20 protein-coding genes are annotated in these 16700 nt (G+C 57.1%); 15 read left to right on the plus strand and 5 right to left on the minus strand.

Annotation, left to right across the window (positions count from 1 at the left end):
• Positions 1–139: 139 nt before the first annotated feature.
• Positions 140–1351 carry an MFS transporter gene (locus OKF39_RS19610; protein ID WP_236300059.1) on the plus strand — a complete coding sequence of 404 codons (1212 nt, stop codon included), beginning with the start codon at positions 140–142 and terminating at the stop codon, positions 1349–1351.
• Positions 1352–1354: 3 nt separating this feature from the next.
• On the opposite strand, the gene speB is transcribed toward OKF39_RS19610, so the two are convergent.
• The 4 genes from speB to OKF39_RS19630 form a co-directional block, all read right to left on the minus strand.
• Entirely contained in the window at positions 1355–2275 is a 921-nt protein-coding gene (gene speB, locus OKF39_RS19615) for an agmatinase (protein WP_017382921.1), read from the minus strand.
• A 210-nt stretch (positions 2276–2485) separates the two neighbouring features.
• Positions 2486–4462, minus strand: coding sequence for a biosynthetic arginine decarboxylase (gene speA, locus OKF39_RS19620; RefSeq protein WP_045629995.1), 1977 nt, complete (start codon positions 4460–4462; stop codon positions 2486–2488).
• A gap of 8 nt (positions 4463–4470) precedes the next feature.
• Complete coding sequence (gene yqgB, locus OKF39_RS19625) at positions 4471–4602, minus strand: acid stress response protein YqgB (protein ID WP_127312443.1); 132 nt, start codon at positions 4600–4602, stop codon at positions 4471–4473.
• Positions 4603–4696: 94 nt separating this feature from the next.
• A complete protein-coding gene (locus OKF39_RS19630) occupies positions 4697–4840 on the minus strand; it encodes a hypothetical protein (RefSeq protein ID WP_418721940.1) in 144 nt (47 codons plus the stop codon).
• Here OKF39_RS19630 and OKF39_RS19635 point away from each other — a divergent pair.
• From OKF39_RS19635 to ruvX, 9 genes are all read left to right on the plus strand, one after another.
• Positions 4792–5079 carry a hypothetical protein gene (locus OKF39_RS19635; protein WP_479983824.1) on the plus strand — a complete coding sequence of 96 codons (288 nt, stop codon included), beginning with the start codon at positions 4792–4794 and terminating at the stop codon, positions 5077–5079. The genes OKF39_RS19630 and OKF39_RS19635 overlap by 49 nt on opposite strands.
• Before the next feature lie 186 nt (positions 5080–5265).
• Entirely contained in the window at positions 5266–6420 is a 1155-nt protein-coding gene (gene metK / locus OKF39_RS19640; RefSeq protein WP_041908329.1) for a methionine adenosyltransferase, read from the plus strand.
• Positions 6421–6779: 359 nt separating this feature from the next.
• Positions 6780–8177: a galactose/proton symporter gene (gene galP, locus OKF39_RS19645; protein ID WP_041908328.1), complete on the plus strand. Its 1398-nt coding sequence runs from the start codon at positions 6780–6782 to the stop codon at positions 8175–8177.
• Positions 8178–8235: 58 nt separating this feature from the next.
• Positions 8236–8733, plus strand: a complete 498-nt coding sequence (locus OKF39_RS19650) for a SprT family zinc-dependent metalloprotease (RefSeq protein ID WP_028014364.1) — start codon at positions 8236–8238, stop codon at positions 8731–8733.
• Positions 8734–8827: 94 nt separating this feature from the next.
• Positions 8828–9535, plus strand: coding sequence for a deoxyribonuclease I (endA, locus tag OKF39_RS19655; RefSeq protein WP_028014365.1), 708 nt, complete (start codon positions 8828–8830; stop codon positions 9533–9535).
• 51 nt (positions 9536–9586) lie between these two features.
• Positions 9587–10318 carry a 16S rRNA (uracil(1498)-N(3))-methyltransferase gene (gene rsmE, locus OKF39_RS19660; RefSeq protein ID WP_041908327.1) on the plus strand — a complete coding sequence of 244 codons (732 nt, stop codon included), beginning with the start codon at positions 9587–9589 and terminating at the stop codon, positions 10316–10318.
• Positions 10319–10337: 19 nt separating this feature from the next.
• Positions 10338–11285 carry a glutathione synthase gene (gene gshB, locus OKF39_RS19665; RefSeq protein ID WP_033146605.1) on the plus strand — a complete coding sequence of 316 codons (948 nt, stop codon included), beginning with the start codon at positions 10338–10340 and terminating at the stop codon, positions 11283–11285.
• 74 nt (positions 11286–11359) lie between these two features.
• Positions 11360–11920, plus strand: a complete 561-nt coding sequence (locus OKF39_RS19670; RefSeq protein WP_028014368.1) for a YqgE/AlgH family protein — start codon at positions 11360–11362, stop codon at positions 11918–11920.
• Positions 11920–12336: a Holliday junction resolvase RuvX gene (gene ruvX / locus OKF39_RS19675; protein WP_479983274.1), complete on the plus strand. Its 417-nt coding sequence runs from the start codon at positions 11920–11922 to the stop codon at positions 12334–12336. The genes OKF39_RS19670 and ruvX overlap by 1 nt, the downstream gene beginning before the upstream one ends.
• A 10-nt stretch (positions 12337–12346) precedes the next feature.
• On the opposite strand, the gene OKF39_RS19680 is transcribed toward ruvX, so the two are convergent.
• Positions 12347–13327 carry a type IV pilus twitching motility protein PilT gene (locus OKF39_RS19680; protein WP_041908325.1) on the minus strand — a complete coding sequence of 327 codons (981 nt, stop codon included), beginning with the start codon at positions 13325–13327 and terminating at the stop codon, positions 12347–12349.
• 17 nt (positions 13328–13344) lie between these two features.
• On the opposite strand from OKF39_RS19680, the gene OKF39_RS19685 reads away from it, so the two are divergent.
• From OKF39_RS19685 to hemW, 5 genes are read left to right on the plus strand one after another with little or no spacing between them, the layout of a single operon-like run.
• Positions 13345–14046, plus strand: coding sequence for a YggS family pyridoxal phosphate-dependent enzyme (locus OKF39_RS19685; protein ID WP_479983275.1), 702 nt, complete (start codon positions 13345–13347; stop codon positions 14044–14046).
• A gap of 21 nt (positions 14047–14067) precedes the next feature.
• Positions 14068–14634, plus strand: a complete 567-nt coding sequence (locus OKF39_RS19690; RefSeq protein ID WP_045260768.1) for a YggT family protein — start codon at positions 14068–14070, stop codon at positions 14632–14634.
• On the plus strand, positions 14631–14927 hold the full coding sequence (gene yggU, locus OKF39_RS19695; RefSeq protein ID WP_479983276.1) for a DUF167 family protein YggU: 297 nt from the start codon (positions 14631–14633) through the stop codon (positions 14925–14927). Before OKF39_RS19690 ends, yggU begins: the two co-directional genes overlap by 4 nt.
• 3 nt (positions 14928–14930) lie before the next feature.
• Positions 14931–15524 (plus strand): XTP/dITP diphosphatase, encoded by a 594-nt coding sequence (locus OKF39_RS19700; RefSeq protein ID WP_010435473.1) that lies wholly within the window; start codon positions 14931–14933, stop codon positions 15522–15524.
• The gene (gene hemW / locus OKF39_RS19705) at positions 15517–16659 is read left to right on the plus strand and encodes a radical SAM family heme chaperone HemW (protein ID WP_479983277.1); all 1143 of its coding nucleotides are present in this window, start codon (positions 15517–15519) and stop codon (positions 16657–16659) included. Before OKF39_RS19700 ends, hemW begins: the two co-directional genes overlap by 8 nt.
• Positions 16660–16700: the final 41 nt, after the last annotated feature.

Raw genomic sequence — 16700 nt, forward strand, 5'->3', positions numbered from 1 at the left:
GAAAACCATGGTGTTTCACCTGTGAAACTTAATTTCATTTTTACCTTAATAAACAATGAGTTTCACAGGTGAACCATTTTACCCACGTGACAATCACGCGCATAAAAATAGAAATAAGCGAAAACATAAGGCAGGCGTTATGACGGCAAGATGGCAAGGCACAGTGGCACTGTTATTACTGATTATTATTTCCTACGTTGACCGGGTGAATATTTCTGTAATGATTTTAAACCCGGAATTTGCTCAGCATTTTCAGCTAAATGAAAACAGAATGTTACAGGGAATGCTTATGACCTGTTTTCTGCTGGGTTATGGATTTTCGGCTTTATTATTAACTCCGGTTATTGAAAGCAAACTCCATTATCGACAGGGATTATTGAGCAGCATAGCGATTTGGGCAGCGGTATGCGCCATTTCCCCGCTGCTCGGATCGCTGATGGGCATGCTCGTCGCGCGCACGATCCTGGGGATCGCTGAGGGACCGCTCTTTTCGCTGAAAACGCGCTTCATCAGCGATCATTTTAGCGCGCAGGAGATCGGCAAACCCAACGCCGTGACCGCGCTGGGCGTCTCGCTCGGGCTGGCCGTGGGCTTTCCGCTGGTAACGTGGCTGATGGCGCATCTCGGCTGGGCCGGGTCGTTTTATGCCCTGGCGGTATTAAATCTGGTGCTGGGCGGCGGCCTTGTCTGGCGCTTCCTGCCCGCGCCGCGAAGTGCGGTGAAGATGAAAAAACCGGGCTTTACAGAGACGTTTTCGCTGGCCTGGCAAACGCCGCTGCTCGGGTGGATCCTGCTGGTGGAGATTGCCACTCTGAGCTATCTCTGGGGGAGCAGCGCCTGGCTGCCCGCATGGCTGCGCGACGAGCATCATTTCTCGCTGCACGCCACGGGCATGCTTGCGGCCGTTCCCTTCCTGCTGAGCCTGGGCTCGAAGTTCCTCGGCGGGGTGCTGCTCGACAAAATGCGCCCGGAACAGGCGCCAATGCTGTTTGTGGTGGGCGGCGCGCTGACGGCGCTGTCCGTGGTCGCGCTGATGCTCAGCCATCAGCCTGCCTGGCTGGCGCTGTTTATGCTCTCGGCGAATATCTTCTGGGGGCTTCAGGGGGCGGCTATTCCGGCGGTGATCCAGCATCACGCCGCGCGGGAAGCGGTGGGCAGCGCTTACGGCATTATCAACGGGATCGGCAATATCTGCGCGGCGTTTATTCCGCTGCTGATGGGGATGGTGATGAGGTCGGTAGGGTCAGTCAGCTCAGGCTTTTCGGTGCTGGTCGTCTCGCAGGTAATCACCCTGCTTGCCGGGGGAATGTTGCTGCTGCGCATGCGTCGCGCAGCAGCAATCAGCGCGTAAGGCTTATTCGCCTTTTTTCGCGGCCTGGATGTAGAGCATTTCCAGCGCCAGGGTCGCCGCGGCAAGCGCGGTGATCTCGGACTGGTCATAGGCTGGCGCCACTTCCACCACGTCCATTCCAACGATGTTCAGATCCTTCAGGCCACGCACCAGCTTGATGGCGCGGTCTGACGTCAGGCCGCCAATAACCGGCGTACCGGTACCCGGTGCAAACGCCGGATCCAGGCAGTCGATATCAAAGGTCAGGTATACAGGCATATCGCCGACGATCTGCTTAACCTGAGCCAGAATATCGTCCACGCCGCGATCGTTCACCTGGCCGGCGTCCAGCACGGTGAAACCGTTGTCTTTGTCGAACTCGGTACGGATGCCGATCTGCACAGAGTGGTTCGGATCGATCAGGCCTTCTTTCGGCGCGGTGTAGAACATGGTGCCGTGGTCGAACTCGCAGCCGTTCGCGTAGGTGTCGGTATGCGCATCGAAGTGCACCAGCGCCATTTTACCGAAGTGCTTCGCGTGGGCGCGCAGCAGCGGCAGAGTGACAAAGTGGTCACCGCCGAAGGAGAGCATGCGTTTGCCGGCCGCCAGCAGTTTCTCTGCGTGCGCCTGCAATTTTTCGCTCATTTCGCGCGCGTCGCCGAAGGCGTACACCAGGTCACCGCAGTCCACCACGTTCAGGCGCTCGCGCATGTCGAAGTTCCACGGGAAGCGGTTGTGCTCCCAGGCCAGGTTGGTGGAAACCTGACGGATTGCCGCCGGGCCGTGACGACCACCCGCACGACCGGAGGTTGCCATGTCGAACGGTACACCGGTGATCACCCAGTCAGCGTCGCTGTCGTACGGCTGGAAGTTCATTGGAAGGCGTAAAAAACCAAACGCGTTAGATACCAGAGAGTTATCGTACTGATGACCTAAAGTGCTCATGTCCTGACCTCTTTTAACGTCGATACATTAAAAACAGATGAAAAAAAATCCCCTCCGCGTCGTTAAACCCGACGAGGAAGGGATTGATTCGTAAATCGCATATTGGGGCGAATTATCGCCGGTAATTCATACGGGTTCAAGTGAGTATAGGGCATTGTGCGGTCTGATGCCCTCACCCCAACCCTCTCCCACCGGGAGAGGGATGTTTTACTACTCGTCTTCCAGGTAGGTGTACCCGTACAGACCCGCTTCAAACTCTTCCAGGAACTGCTGCTGCAAGGCATCGTCCAGACCGGTGTTTTTCACCTGGTCGCGGAACTGGGTGAGCAGTTTTTTCGGATCCAGCTGCACGTATTCCAGCATATCCGCCACGGTGTCCCCTTCATCGGACAGCTCAACCTCGACGCTGCCGTCAGGGAAGACAAACACGTCAACCGCTTCGGTATCGCCGAACAGGTTGTGCATGTTGCCGAGGATCTCCTGATACGCACCCACCATAAAGAAGCCCAGCATTGGCGGGTTCTCCGGATCGTACTCCGGCATTGGCATCGTCGTTGCGATACCGTCACCGTCAACGTAATGGTCAATCGCGCCGTCAGAGTCACAGGTGATGTCCAGCAGCACCGCGCGACGTTCCGGGGCGTGGTTCAGCCCTTCCAGCGGCAGAACCGGGAACAGTTGGTCGATACCCCAGGCATCCGGCATCGACTGGAACAGGGAGAAGTTAACGTACATTTTGTCCGCCATACGCTCCTGCAACTCGTCGATAATCGGACGATGCGCGCGGTTGCTCGGGTCGAGCTGTTTCTGCACTTCATGGCACATGTTCAGATAGAGTTGCTCGGCCCACGCGCGCTCCTGCAGGCTGAAGGTGCCTGACGAGTAGCCGACGTGAATATCGTGCAGGTCCATCTGGCTGTCATGCAGCCATTCGCGCAGGGAACGGCGCGTGCCCGGCTCGTGCATCTCCTGCCAGGTTTCCCACATGCTTTGCAGGGAACGTGGGGCATCGTCTGCCGGAGGCGTCGCTTCGGTGATTTCGCTGCGCTCGACGCCGATGATGTTAGACACCAGCACCGTATGGTGCGCGGTAACCGCGCGGCCAGATTCGGTAATCACCGTCGGGTGCGGCAGGCCGTGCTCTTCACAGGCATCGCCAATCGCCCAGATGATGTTGTTGGCGTATTCGTTCAGGCCGTAGTTCACCGAGCAGTCGGACTGCGAGCGGGTTCCTTCGTAGTCCACGCCCAGGCCACCGCCCACGTCGAAGCACTGAATATTCACGCCAAGCTTGTGAAGCTCAACGTAGAAACGCGCGGACTCACGCACGCCGGTGGCGATGTCGCGAATATTGGCCATCTGCGAGCCAAGGTGGAAGTGCAGCAGCTGAATGCTGTCCAGACGACCGCGCTCGCGCAGGATCTCCACCAGCTGCAGCACCTGGTTCGCCGCGAGGCCGAACTTGGATTTTTCACCGCCGGAAGACTGCCATTTACCGGAACCCTGCGACGCCAGACGCGCACGCACGCCGAGGCGTGGGATCACGTTCAGACGCTCGGCCTCTTCCAGCACGATGGCAATTTCGGTCATCTTCTCGATCACCAGATAGACCTTGTGGCCCATCTTCTCGCCAATCAGGGCCAGACGAATGTATTCGCGGTCTTTATAGCCGTTACAGACGATCACCGACCGTGTCATGCCCGCGTGCGCCAGAACCGCCATCAGCTCCGCTTTGGAGCCTGCTTCCAGTCCCAGCGGTTCGCCGGAGTGGATCAGGGATTCGATTACGCGGCGGTGCTGGTTCACCTTGATCGGGTAAACCAGGAAGTAGTCGCCGTTATAGCCGTAGGATTCACGCGCGCGCTTGAACGCGGCGTTAATGGAACGCAGGCGATGTTGCAGGATCTGCGGGAAGCAGAACAGTGCAGGCAAACGCTGGCCCTGCGCTTCACGGGCTTTCACCAGCTTCGCGAGATCCACGCGCGCTTCAGGGACGTCCGGATCCGGGCAGACGCTGATGTGGCCCAGCTCGTTGACGTCGTAGTAGTTATTGCCCCACCAGGCAATATTGTAAGTGCGCAGCATCTTGCTGGCTTCCTGGGAGCTCATCGCAACCTCCTGCATAGAACGTAGTACACCCTGTTCGCCCGCTGACGAAGGCGAAAAAGAAGACATGTCGTCAGACATAGCGAACCTCAACTCTTTGTATTAAGTGTAAAACAGTTGACTACTATCGCAGCGTTATACGGCGATAACAACCCATAAACGGCTCCGTTTCCCAGCAGAGTATGCTGAAATCCAGACCGTGCGACCGGTTTCTTATTCATATCATTGTAAAACACGTATCCGAACTCTGTATGACAAGGTTCGGCGAAACCACGAGAAAACTCTTGTATTAACAAGAGCGCCCTTGTTCAGTTTTCACAGAGCGTAACCGGCCCTTGAATCCTGAGAAGCGCCGAGATGGGTATAACATCGGCAGGTTTGCAGACTAGAAATGCGGGTTGCGGGAATCAATGGCGCGCCAGAACGGCAGCGCTGAATTAGCGGAAAACGATGGTTCATTATCTCGTATCACCTCCACGGCCGCCTCTGATGAAACGGACCCCAAGCCAAAGCTAAAAGTTCACTGCTTAACCCGGCTGGAAGTGGCGACACGATGTATTCATCGAGCGCTGATTTTATGTGAGCCGCGCGCCGCGTTTTATACCGAGAAGGGGGCTAAAAAGCAAAACAAAAATACGCGTGTTGCCAGCAGCGTCAGGAAAAATTTCCAGCAGCCATTTCAACGCAGTGAGAGATGAATCAAAAAAAACTGGAAATCGGGCGAAGAAGTGACCTAAAATAGCCATCCAGATGTTAATCCATCTATACTGATTAACACTCATACTGCCAGTGTCAAAAACCTGCAGGCCTTGGTAGAATTATCTCCTTTGGCTATTCCACACAGCAGCTTGAGCTAACCAAATTCCTCTTAGGTGAAATAAAACATGGCAAAACACCTGTTTACGTCCGAGTCCGTATCAGAAGGACATCCTGATAAAATTGCTGACCAAATCTCCGATGCGGTGCTGGATGCGATCCTGGCGCAGGATCCTAAAGCGCGCGTAGCGTGTGAAACCTATGTCAAAACCGGCATGGTTCTGGTTGGCGGTGAGATCACCACCAGCGCATGGGTTGATATCGAAGAGATCACCCGTAACACGGTGCGTGAGATCGGCTATGTGCATTCTGATATGGGCTTTGATGCCAACTCCTGCGCGGTACTGAGCGCGATTGGCAAGCAGTCTCCGGACATTAACCAGGGCGTTGACCGTGCCGATCCGCTGGAACAAGGCGCGGGCGACCAGGGCCTGATGTTCGGTTATGCAACCAACGAAACCGACGTGCTGATGCCAGCACCTGTGACCTACGCACACCGTCTGGTGCAGCGTCAGGCTGAAGTGCGTAAAAACGGCACCCTGCCGTGGCTGCGCCCGGATGCGAAAAGCCAGGTCACCTTCCAGTACGACGACGGCAAAATCGTCGGTATTGACGCGGTGGTGCTGTCTACCCAGCATGCCGAAGAGATCGATCAGAAATCCCTGCAGGAAGCAGTGATGGAAGAGATCATCAAGCCGGTTCTGCCGACCGAATGGCTGAGCTCAGCAACCAAATTCTTCATCAACCCAACCGGACGCTTTGTTATCGGCGGCCCAATGGGCGACTGCGGCCTGACCGGTCGTAAAATCATCGTTGATACCTACGGCGGCATGGCGCGTCACGGTGGCGGCGCGTTCTCCGGTAAAGATCCGTCTAAAGTTGACCGTTCTGCCGCGTACGCTGCACGTTATGTGGCGAAAAACATCGTTGCTGCCGGCCTGGCCGACCGCTGTGAGATTCAGGTTTCCTACGCTATCGGCGTGGCTGAGCCAACCTCCATCATGGTGGAAACCTTCGGTACTGAAAAAGTGCCTTCAGAACAGCTGACCCTGCTGGTGCGCGAGTTCTTCGACCTGCGTCCATACGGCCTGATTCAGATGCTGGATCTGCTGCACCCAATCTACCAGGAAACCGCTGCATACGGTCACTTTGGTCGTGAACATTTCCCATGGGAAAAAACCGACAAAGCCGCTCTGCTGCGTGAGGCTGCCGGTCTGAAGTAATCGACAGCCGAGAGTATTAAACAGGCCAGCCTTTGTGCTGGCTTTTTTTATGTCGGGTGGCGGCTAAAGCCGCACAACTGAAAGCGATTACACCGCACCGGCACCACTCCGCTTTCAGAATAATCTCTTTGCATGTTCGCCTTTCTTCTGCTGTTACATTTCCTTTCAGTTAAGTCTGAAATTCAAACAAACGCGATGCGCATCACCTCGTTTACCTCTATATTTTCAAAGCTTTAATAATTTTTACGGTTGCACGTTAGTGTAACCGATTACACCATTGTGATTAATCTCACATATTTTTATGGGTCGCTCACCTACCCTTATCATCAATAAAACTGATAACCCAACTGGAGGGCATAATGCCTGACAATAAAAAACAGGGGCGTACGTCCAACAAGGCGATGACTTTCTTCGTCTGCTTCCTCGCCGCCCTGGCAGGATTACTCTTTGGCCTGGATATCGGCGTCATTGCCGGCGCTCTTCCCTTCATCGCAGACGAATTCCAGATTAACGCGCATACCCAGGAATGGGTGGTTAGCTCCATGATGTTCGGTGCGGCCGTTGGGGCCGTCGGCAGCGGCTGGCTCTCCTTCAAGCTCGGACGCAAAAAGAGCCTGATGATCGGTGCGATCCTCTTCGTCGCCGGTTCGCTCTTCTCCGCTGCTGCCCCTAACGTTGAAGTGCTTATTCTTTCCCGCGTGCTGCTGGGCCTTGCGGTGGGCGTGGCGTCATACACCGCCCCGCTTTACCTCTCCGAAATTGCGCCGGAGAAAATCCGCGGCAGTATGATTTCCATGTACCAGCTGATGATCACCATCGGTATTCTCGGCGCTTACCTGTCCGATACCGCGTTCAGCTACAGCGGCGCATGGCGCTGGATGCTCGGCGTGATCATCATCCCGGCCATTCTGCTGCTGATTGGCGTCTTCTTCCTGCCGGACAGCCCGCGCTGGTTTGCCGCCAAACGCCGCTTCGTTGATGCCGAACGCGTGCTGCTCCGCCTGCGCGATACCAGCGCGGAAGCGAAAAACGAGCTGGAAGAGATCCGCGAAAGCCTGAAGGTAAAACAGTCCGGCTGGGCGCTGTTTAAAGAGAACAGCAACTTCCGTCGGGCGGTGTTCCTCGGCGTGCTGCTGCAGGTGATGCAGCAGTTCACCGGGATGAACGTCATCATGTACTACGCGCCAAAAATCTTTGAACTGGCGGGTTACACCAACACCACCGAGCAGATGTGGGGCACCGTCATCGTGGGCCTGACCAACGTGCTGGCGACCTTTATCGCCATCGGCCTGGTGGACCGCTGGGGTCGTAAGCCAACCCTGACCCTGGGCTTCCTGGTGATGGCGACGGGTATGGGCGTTCTCGGTACGATGATGCATGTGGGCATCCACTCCCCAACCGCCCAGTACTTCGCGGTGGGCATGCTGCTGATGTTTATCGTCGGGTTTGCGATGAGCGCCGGTCCGCTGATTTGGGTACTGTGCTCTGAAATCCAGCCGCTGAAAGGGCGTGATTTTGGTATCACCTGCTCTACCGCAACCAACTGGATTGCCAACATGATCGTCGGCGCAACGTTCCTGACCATGCTCAACACCCTGGGCAATGCCAACACCTTCTGGGTCTACGCCGGTCTGAATATCTTCTTTATTGTGCTGACCGTCTGGCTGGTTCCAGAAACCAAACATGTTTCTCTGGAACATATTGAACGTAACCTGATGAAAGGTCGTCCGCTGCGCGAAATCGGCGCCCACGACTAATCCTCTTGCGGGAGGCGCCTCTTGCGCCTCCCCGCTTCCCGCTTTATGCTCTGCCCCTATGAAAGCTCCCCGTCTCCCCATCGCCATTCAGCAAGCCGTTATGCGCAGCCTGCGGGAAAAACTTGCCCAGGCGAATCTGAAACTCGGCCGCAATTACCCTGAACCGAAGCTGGTCTATCAGCAGCGCGGCACCGCAGCCGGCACCGCCTGGCTGGAATCGTACGAGATCCGCCTGAACCCGGTGCTGATGATGGAAAACCAGCAGGCGTTTATTGAAGAAGTGGTGCCGCACGAGCTGGCGCACCTTCTGGTATGGAAGCATTTTGGCCGCGTCGCACCGCACGGCAAAGAGTGGAAGTGGATGATGGAGGCGGTGCTCGGCGTTCCGGCGCGCCGTACCCATCAGTTCGAGCTGGAATCGGTGCGCCGCAATACCTTCCCCTACCGCTGCCAGTGCCAGCAGCACCAGCTTACCGTCCGCCGCCATAACCGCGTGGTGCGCGGCGAGGCGACCTACCGCTGCGTCAAATGCGGCGAACCGCTGATTGCAGAGTAATCACCTGAACTTTCAGGAACTTTCCTGATCTGACTGATTGCATACAGGAACAACATTCGTTACGTTGCGGGCTCGTTTTGACACGGAGTGTAAGATGTCCCGTAATGTTTCTCTCGCGGTCGCTTTTCTGGCGACGGCGCTTTCCGGTCAGGCCCTGGCCGACGGTATCAACAGTTTTTCCCAGGCCAAGGCAGCAGGCGTGAAGGTGAACGCCGATGTGCCGGGCGATTTCTACTGCGGCTGCAAAATTAACTGGCAGGGCAAAAAAGGGGTCGTTGACCTCGAATCCTGCGGCTATAAGGTGCGTAAAAACGAAAACCGCGCCAGCCGCATCGAGTGGGAGCATGTCGTTCCGGCCTGGCAGTTTGGTCACCAGCGCCAGTGCTGGCAGGACGGCGGACGTAAAAACTGCGCCAAAGATCCGGTTTATCGCCAGATGGAAAGCGACATGCATAACCTGCAGCCTGCGGTTGGTGAAGTGAACGGCGACCGCGGCAATTTCATGTACAGCCAGTGGAACGGTGGCGAAGGCCAGTATGGCCAGTGCGGTATGAAGGTAGATTTCAAAGAGAAAGTCGCCGAGCCCCCTGCCCGCGCGCGCGGCAGCATCGCCCGCACCTACTTCTACATGCGTGACCGTTATGACCTCAACCTTTCACGCCAGCAGACGCAGCTGTTCAATGCCTGGGATAAGCAGTATCCGGTGACGGAATGGGAATGCCAGCGCGACGAACGTATCGCCAGAGTCCAGGGGAATCATAACCCTTACGTCCAGCGGGCTTGCCAGGCGCAAAAGAGCTAACCTACACTACGGCAATTCGCTTATACCGCATGACATATGGAATTTTTGACTATGCGCATTCCCCGCATTTACCACCCTGAACTGATTACCGCAGGCCGCGAAATCGCCCTGTCTGACGACGCCGCCAACCACGTCGGCCGCGTGCTGCGCATGGGGGCTGGCCAGGCAATACAGCTGTTCGACGGCTCGAATCAGGTTTTCGACGCGGAAATCACGCGGGCGGATAAAAAAAGCGTGCATGTGAATGTCTTGCGCGGCGAAGTGGACGACCGTGAATCGCCGCTGCATATCCACCTTGGGCAGGTGATGTCGCGCGGAGAAAAGATGGAGTTCACCATTCAAAAATCCATTGAGCTGGGTGTAAGCCTCATTACGCCACTTTTTTCCGAGCGCTGTGGCGTTAAACTGGATGCGGAACGTCTGAACAAAAAGATCCAGCAGTGGCAGAAAATCGCCATTGCGGCCTGCGAACAGAGCGGCCGCAACCGTATTCCGGAGATCCGCCCGGCGATGGATCTGGAGGACTGGTGTGCAGAAGAGGATAGCGGGCTGAAGCTCAATCTTCATCCGCGCGCCAGCGCCAGCATCAATACGCTGCCGCTGCCCGTTGAGCGCGTACGCCTGCTGATTGGTCCCGAAGGCGGCCTGTCGGCGGACGAAATTGCGATGACGGCGCGCTACCAGTTTACTGATATTCTGTTGGGACCTCGCGTTCTGCGCACTGAGACAACGGCACTCACGGCCATAACCGCGCTACAGGTACGGTTTGGCGATCTGGGTTGAAGTATTAACGGAGAAGAACATGATAAAGCTCGGCATCGTGATGGATCCCATCGCAAACATTAACATCAAGAAAGATTCCAGCTTCGCCATGCTGCTGGAAGCGCAGCGTCGTGGCTATGAGCTCCACTATATGGAGATGAACGATCTTTATCTGATCAACGGTGAAGCCCGCGCACGCACCCGCATCGTTAACGTCGAGCAGAACTACGACAAATGGTACGAATTCGGCACCGAGCAGGACATTGCCCTGGCCGACCTCAACGTTATCCTGATGCGTAAAGATCCGCCGTTTGACACCGAATACATCTATAGCACCTACATCCTTGAGCGTGCCGAAGAGAAAGGGACGCTGATCGTCAACAAGCCGCAGAGCCTGCGCGACTGCAACGAGAAGCTTTACACCGCCTGGTTCTCTGACCTGACGCCGGAAACGCTGGTCACCCGCAGCAAAGCGCAGCTGAAAGAATTCTGGCAGAAGCACGGCGACATCATCATGAAGCCGCTGGACGGCATGGGCGGCGCGTCTATTTTCCGCGTGAAGGAAGGCGACCCGAACATTGGCGTGATTGCCGAAACGCTGACCGAGCTGGGCACGCGTTACTGCATGGCGCAAAACTATATTCCAGCGATCAAAGATGGCGATAAGCGCGTGCTGGTCGTGGACGGTGAGCCGGTGCCTTACTGCCTGGCGCGTATCCCACAGGGTGGCGAAACCCGCGGTAACCTGGCGGCAGGTGGCCGCGGCGAGCCGCGCCCGCTAACCGAAAGCGACTGGGAAATTGCCCGCCGCGTTGGCCCAACGCTGAAAGCCAAAGGCCTGATCTTCGTTGGCCTGGATATCATCGGCGATCGCCTGACCGAAGTTAACGTCACCAGTCCAACCTGCATTCGCGAAATCGAAGCGGAGTTCCCGATCTCGATCACCGGAATGCTGATGGACGCTATCGAAAAACGTTTACAGAAATAAACTGTGACAGCGCCTGGGTTTATCCCCATACTGGGCGCTGTCGCTTTTTAAACCAGGAAACAGTACCTCTGACAATGAATTTACAGCATCACTTTCTTATTGCCATGCCTGCTCTCCAGGATCCGATTTTTCGCCGCGCCGTGGTTTATATTTGTGAATACAATGAAGACGGCGCGATGGGTATTATCATCAACAAACCGCTGGAAAACCTGCAGGTTGAAGGGATTCTGGACAAGCTGAAAATCTCGGCTGAAGCGCGCCTGCCGGAAATCCGGCTTGATAAACCGGTGATGCTGGGTGGACCTCTTGCCGAAGATCGCGGCTTTATCCTGCATACCCCGCCGGTATTCTCTTCCAGCATTCGCATCTCCGATAACACCGTGATCACCACCTCGCGCGACGTGCTTGAAACGCTGGGCACCGCTGAGCAGCCTTCCGAAGTGCTGGTGGCGCTGGGCTATTCGTCGTGGGAGAAAGGCCAGCTTGAGCAAGAGATCCTCGATAACGCCTGGCTTACCGCACCTGCGGACATGAATATTCTGTTTAAAACCCCTATTGCCGATCGCTGGCGTGACGCGGCAAAGCTGATAGGCATTGATATTCTGACCATGCCTGGCGTAGCGGGGCACGCGTAATGAGCGGCACCCTTCTCGCCTTCGACTTCGGCACCAAAAGCATCGGCGTCGCCGTGGGTCAACGGATCACCGGCACCGCCCGCCCGCTCACGGCGCTGAAAGCTAACGACGGCACGCCGGACTGGAACCTGATTGAGCGCCTGCTCAAAGATTGGCAGCCGGACGACGTGATTGTCGGCCTGCCGCTGAACATGGACGGCACCGAGCAACCGCTTACCGCCCGCGCGCGTAAATTCGCCAATAAAATCCATGGCCGCTTTGGCGTCTCCGTGAAGCTTCACGACGAGCGTCTCAGCACCGTCGAAGCGCGTGCAGGCCTGTTTGAACACGGTGGCTTCCGGGCGCTCAACAAAGGCAGCGTAGACTCCGCTTCAGCCGTTATCATCCTCGAAAGCTACTTCGAACAGGGCTTTTAAACACAGGGGCCTACAGCCGCCCCTGTGCCCGTCTCTCCGCCAGGCTCTGGTCAAAGTTCTGCATTCCCGCCTGCTGGCCGGTTTGAATGATGCCGGGCAGCTGCCACGTCTTCCCCTCACGAATCAGATTCGCCGCCGCCGCGGTATTTACCAGCAGCTCGTACAGCGCGACGCGCCCGCCCTGAAGATCGGGAAGCAGCTTTTGCGCCAGCACTGCCCGCAGGCTGCCGGCCAGCTGGTTACGCACCGGATCTTTCTCCTGCGCCGGGAACGTATCGACCAGCCGTTCAATCGCCTGTGCTGCCCCGCGCGTGTGCAGCGTCGCCAGCACCAGATGCCCGGTCTCCGCCGCCGTCAGCGCCAGGCGGATCGTTTCGCTGTCGCGCAGCTCCCCCAGCAAAATAACGTCCGGGTCCTCGCGTAACGCACTGCGCAGCGCCTCTGCAAATGACGGGCTGTGCTGGCCTATCTCCCGCTGCTGAATCAGGCAACGTTCACTCTGGTACATAAACTCCACCGGATCTTCAAGCGTGAGGATATGGCCGTCAGTATGGCGGTTGAGGAAGTCGACCATTGCGGCCAGCGTGGTGGATTTACCGCTGCCGGTCGCTCCCGTTACCAGAATCAACCCATTGTCGCTGGACAACAGTTCGGGAATAGCGCGCGGCACCCCAAGTGAAGGGAGCTGCGGACAGGAACGCGGCAACAGCCGCAGGGTAACGGAGATGCCCTTCATCTGCTTAAACGCACTGCCGCGCAGACGCTGGTCTCCTGCGACCGTCACGGCAAAATCGACCTGCCCGTTTGCCCACCATGCACCCTGCTGTTCGTCGTTGAGCCACGCCTTTAGCAACGCCCCGACATCCGGCGGCGGAAACGGGGCCGGCTCAAGGCGGCCCAATCTGCGCCAGCGCGGTGGTGAATCACTGCACAGGTGTAGATCGGAGACGTTATGCTTTACACTAAGGGCCACAATTTCTTCCACATCCATAGACTACTCCTCGGAAAATGAACGACATTGCGCATAACCTGGCACAGGTCCGGGACAAAATCTCAGCCGCTGCAACGCGTTGCGGCCGTGCTTCAGAAGAAATTACGTTGCTTGCAGTCAGCAAAACCAAGCCTGCGAGCGCTATCGCAGAAGCGATTGCTGCAGGTCACCGGGCGTTTGGCGAAAACTACGTGCAGGAAGGTGTGGATAAAATTCGCTACTTCCAGGAGCAGGAGACGTCCGATCTGCAATGGCACTTTATTGGTCCCCTGCAGTCGAACAAAAGCCGTCTGGTGGCAGAGCACTTTGACTGGTGCCATACCATCGACCGTCTGCGTATTGCTTCCCGTCTGAACGACCAGCGCCCGGCGGAGATGACTGCGCTTAACGTGCTGATTCAAATCAACATCAGTGATGAAAACAGCAAGTCCGGCATTGCGCTGAGCGAGCTGGATGCGCTGGCCGCAGAGGTGGCCGCCCTGCCGCGCTTAACCCTGCGCGGGCTGATGGCCATTCCGGCACCTGAGTCAAGTTATGAAAGGCAGTTTGCCGTGGCACAGCAAATGGCTGTAGCATTTGAGGCGCTTAAAGCGCGCTATGAAACGGTAGACACGCTTTCACTGGGCATGTCGGATGATATGGAAGCCGCCATCGCGGCAGGCAGCACTATGGTGCGCATCGGCACAGCCATTTTCGGTGCGCGCGACTACACCAAATAATAAGGAAACCTGAGGAACGCCATGAAGACGTTGACTTTCCTGCTCTCAACGGTCATTGAGCTGTACACGATGGCGCTTTTGCTGCGCGTCTGGATGCAGTGGGCCCGCTGTGACTTTTACAATCCGTTCTCCCAGTTTGTCGTGAAAATCACGCAACCTGTTGTCGGACCGCTGCGCCGTATTATCCCGGCCATGGGCCCCATCGACAGCGCTTCGCTGCTGGTGGCGTTTATTCTGAGCGTGCTCAAAGCCATCGTGCTGTTTATGGTCATCACCTTCCAGCCGATTATCTGGATTGCCGCCGTCCTGATTCTGATCAAAACCGTCGGTTTGCTGATCTTCTGGGTACTGCTGGTGATGGCGATCATGAGCTGGGTAAGCCAGGGGCGTAGCCCGGTAGAGTATGCCTTGATTCAGCTGGCCGAGCCGCTGCTGCGTCCGATCCGTAACCTGCTTCCTTCCATGGGCGGCATCGACTTCTCCCCGATGATCCTGGTGCTGCTGCTCTATGTGATCAACATGGGGATCGCCGAACTGCTCCAGTCTACGGGCGATATGCTGCTGCCGGGGCTGTGGATGGCGCTATGAGTGCAGTAAGCACCTGCACCGACGGGCTGGTTTTACGGCTGTATATTCAGCCGAAAGCCAGCCGTGACAGTATTGTTGGGCTGCATGGCGACGAGCTAAAGGTCGCCATCACCGCCCCACCGGTTGATGGCCAGGCGAACGCGCATCTGACCAAATATCTGGCAAAACAGTTTCGCGTCGCCAAAAGCCAGGTCATCATTGAAAAAGGTGAACTTGGGCGGCATAAACAGGTAAAAATCCTTAATCCGCAATCTATCCCGAAGGAAGTCGCGGCTCTGACAGAACAGGACTAAACCATGCAGAAAGTTGTTCTCGCGACCGGTAACGCCGGTAAAGTGCGCGAGCTGGCCTCGCTATTAAATGATTTTGGGTTGGACGTGGTGGCTCAGACCGAGCTGGGCGTGGAGTCCGCCGAAGAGACGGGCCTGACGTTTATCGAAAACGCCATTCTGAAAGCACGCCATGCGGCGCAGGTAACCGGCCTGCCCGCGATTGCCGACGACTCCGGTCTGGCCGTGGATTTTCTCGGCGGCGCGCCGGGAATTTACTCCGCGCGCTATTCCGGGGTGGACGCCACCGACCAGCAGAATCTGGAAAAGCTGCTCGTGGCCCTGAAGGACGTTCCCGACGAACAGCGTACCGCGCAGTTCCACTGCGTGCTGGTCTACATGCGTCATGCGGAAGACCCGACGCCGATTGTCTGTCACGGCAGCTGGCCGGGCGTGATTACCCGTGAAGCGGCGGGCAACGGCGGCTTTGGCTACGACCCGATTTTCTTTGTCCCGACCGAGGGCAAAACCGCTGCGGAACTGACCCGGGAAGAGAAAAGTGCGATTTCCCACCGTGGACGCGCGCTGAAACTGTTACTGGAAGCACTGCGTAATGGCTAATTTGCCGCCTCTGAGTCTTTATATTCATATCCCGTGGTGCGTGCAGAAATGCCCGTACTGCGATTTCAATTCGCACGCGCTGAAGGGCGAAGTGCCGCACGATGACTACGTCGCGCATCTGCTGTCCGACCTGGACGCCGATGTGCCGTACGCACAGGGACGTGAAGTTAAGACCATTTTCATTGGTGGCGGTACGCCGAGCCTGCTGTCAGGCCCGGCCATGCAGACGCTGCTGGACGGCGTGCGTACGCGCCTGAGCCTGGCGGCGGATGCGGAAATTACGATGGAAGCCAACCCCGGCACCGTTGAGGCCGACCGTTTTGTCGAGTATCAGCGCGCGGGCGTGAACCGCATCTCCATCGGCGTGCAGAGCTTTAGCGAGCCGAAGCTGAAGCGTCTGGGGCGCATTCACGGCCCGGAAGAGGCGAAGCGCGCGGCGAACCTGGCAACGGGGCTTGGGCTGCGCAGCTTTAACCTCGATTTGATGCATGGCCTGCCGGATCAGTCGCTGGAGGAGGCGCTGGACGATCTGCGCCAGGCAATTGAACTGAACCCGCCGCATTTGTCGTGGTATCAGCTCACCATCGAGCCAAACACGCTGTTCGGCTCCCGCCCGCCGGTGCTGCCGGATGACGACGCGCTGTGGGATATCTTCGAGCAGGGCCACAAGCTTTTGACCGCTGCCGGGTATCAGCAGTATGAAACGTCCGCCTACGCGAAGCCGGGCTTCCAGTGTCAGCACAACCTGAACTACTGGCGTTTTGGTGATTATCTGGGGATTGGCTGCGGCGCCCACGGCAAGGTGACCTTCCCGGATGGTCGCATTCTGCGTACCGCCAAAACCCGCCACCCGCGCGGGTATATGGAAGGCCGCTACCTGGAGCGTCAGCACGACGTTGAGGCGGCGGATAAGCCGTTTGAGTTCTTTATGAACCGTTTCCGCCTGCTGGAAGCCGCGCCGCGCGCGGAGTTTTCGCTGTACACTGGCCTGGCGGAATCGGTGATTCGTCCGCAGATTGACGAAGCGCTGGCAAAGGGGTATCTCACCGAGAGTGAGGAATGCTGGCAGATCACCGAGCACGGCAAGCTGTTCTTAAACTCCCTTCTTGAGCTGTTCCTCGCTGAAGATTCCTGAAGGCTGATTCAGGATTTCGCATCCCGTTCTGCCGGCTAAGG

It is taken from the genome of Enterobacter cloacae complex sp. HYC042_NIDB (genome assembly GCF_056673315.1).

Bases quoted from the DNA above. Each gene is read 5' to 3' on its own strand.
- OKF39_RS19610 (WP_236300059.1), top strand. From the start codon at position 140: ATGACGGCAAGATGGCAAGGCACAGTGGCACTGTTATTACTGATTATT.
- speB (WP_017382921.1), bottom strand. From the start codon at position 2,275: ATGAGCACTTTAGGTCATCAGTACGATAACTCTCTGGTATCTAACGCG.
- speA (WP_045629995.1), bottom strand. From the start codon at position 4,462: ATGTCTGACGACATGTCTTCTTTTTCGCCTTCGTCAGCGGGCGAACAG.
- yqgB (WP_127312443.1), bottom strand. From the start codon at position 4,602: ATGAATAAGAAACCGGTCGCACGGTCTGGATTTCAGCATACTCTGCTG.
- OKF39_RS19635 (WP_479983824.1), top strand. From the start codon at position 4,792: ATGGCGCGCCAGAACGGCAGCGCTGAATTAGCGGAAAACGATGGTTCA.
- OKF39_RS19630 (WP_418721940.1), bottom strand. From the start codon at position 4,840: ATGAACCATCGTTTTCCGCTAATTCAGCGCTGCCGTTCTGGCGCGCCA.
- metK (WP_041908329.1), top strand. From the start codon at position 5,266: ATGGCAAAACACCTGTTTACGTCCGAGTCCGTATCAGAAGGACATCCT.
- galP (WP_041908328.1), top strand. From the start codon at position 6,780: ATGCCTGACAATAAAAAACAGGGGCGTACGTCCAACAAGGCGATGACT.
- OKF39_RS19650 (WP_028014364.1), top strand. From the start codon at position 8,236: ATGAAAGCTCCCCGTCTCCCCATCGCCATTCAGCAAGCCGTTATGCGC.
- endA (WP_028014365.1), top strand. From the start codon at position 8,828: ATGTCCCGTAATGTTTCTCTCGCGGTCGCTTTTCTGGCGACGGCGCTT.
- rsmE (WP_041908327.1), top strand. From the start codon at position 9,587: ATGCGCATTCCCCGCATTTACCACCCTGAACTGATTACCGCAGGCCGC.
- gshB (WP_033146605.1), top strand. From the start codon at position 10,338: ATGATAAAGCTCGGCATCGTGATGGATCCCATCGCAAACATTAACATC.
- OKF39_RS19670 (WP_028014368.1), top strand. From the start codon at position 11,360: ATGAATTTACAGCATCACTTTCTTATTGCCATGCCTGCTCTCCAGGAT.
- ruvX (WP_479983274.1), top strand. From the start codon at position 11,920: ATGAGCGGCACCCTTCTCGCCTTCGACTTCGGCACCAAAAGCATCGGC.
- OKF39_RS19680 (WP_041908325.1), bottom strand. From the start codon at position 13,327: ATGGATGTGGAAGAAATTGTGGCCCTTAGTGTAAAGCATAACGTCTCC.
- OKF39_RS19685 (WP_479983275.1), top strand. From the start codon at position 13,345: ATGAACGACATTGCGCATAACCTGGCACAGGTCCGGGACAAAATCTCA.
- OKF39_RS19690 (WP_045260768.1), top strand. From the start codon at position 14,068: ATGAAGACGTTGACTTTCCTGCTCTCAACGGTCATTGAGCTGTACACG.
- yggU (WP_479983276.1), top strand. From the start codon at position 14,631: ATGAGTGCAGTAAGCACCTGCACCGACGGGCTGGTTTTACGGCTGTAT.
- OKF39_RS19700 (WP_010435473.1), top strand. From the start codon at position 14,931: ATGCAGAAAGTTGTTCTCGCGACCGGTAACGCCGGTAAAGTGCGCGAG.
- hemW (WP_479983277.1), top strand. From the start codon at position 15,517: ATGGCTAATTTGCCGCCTCTGAGTCTTTATATTCATATCCCGTGGTGC.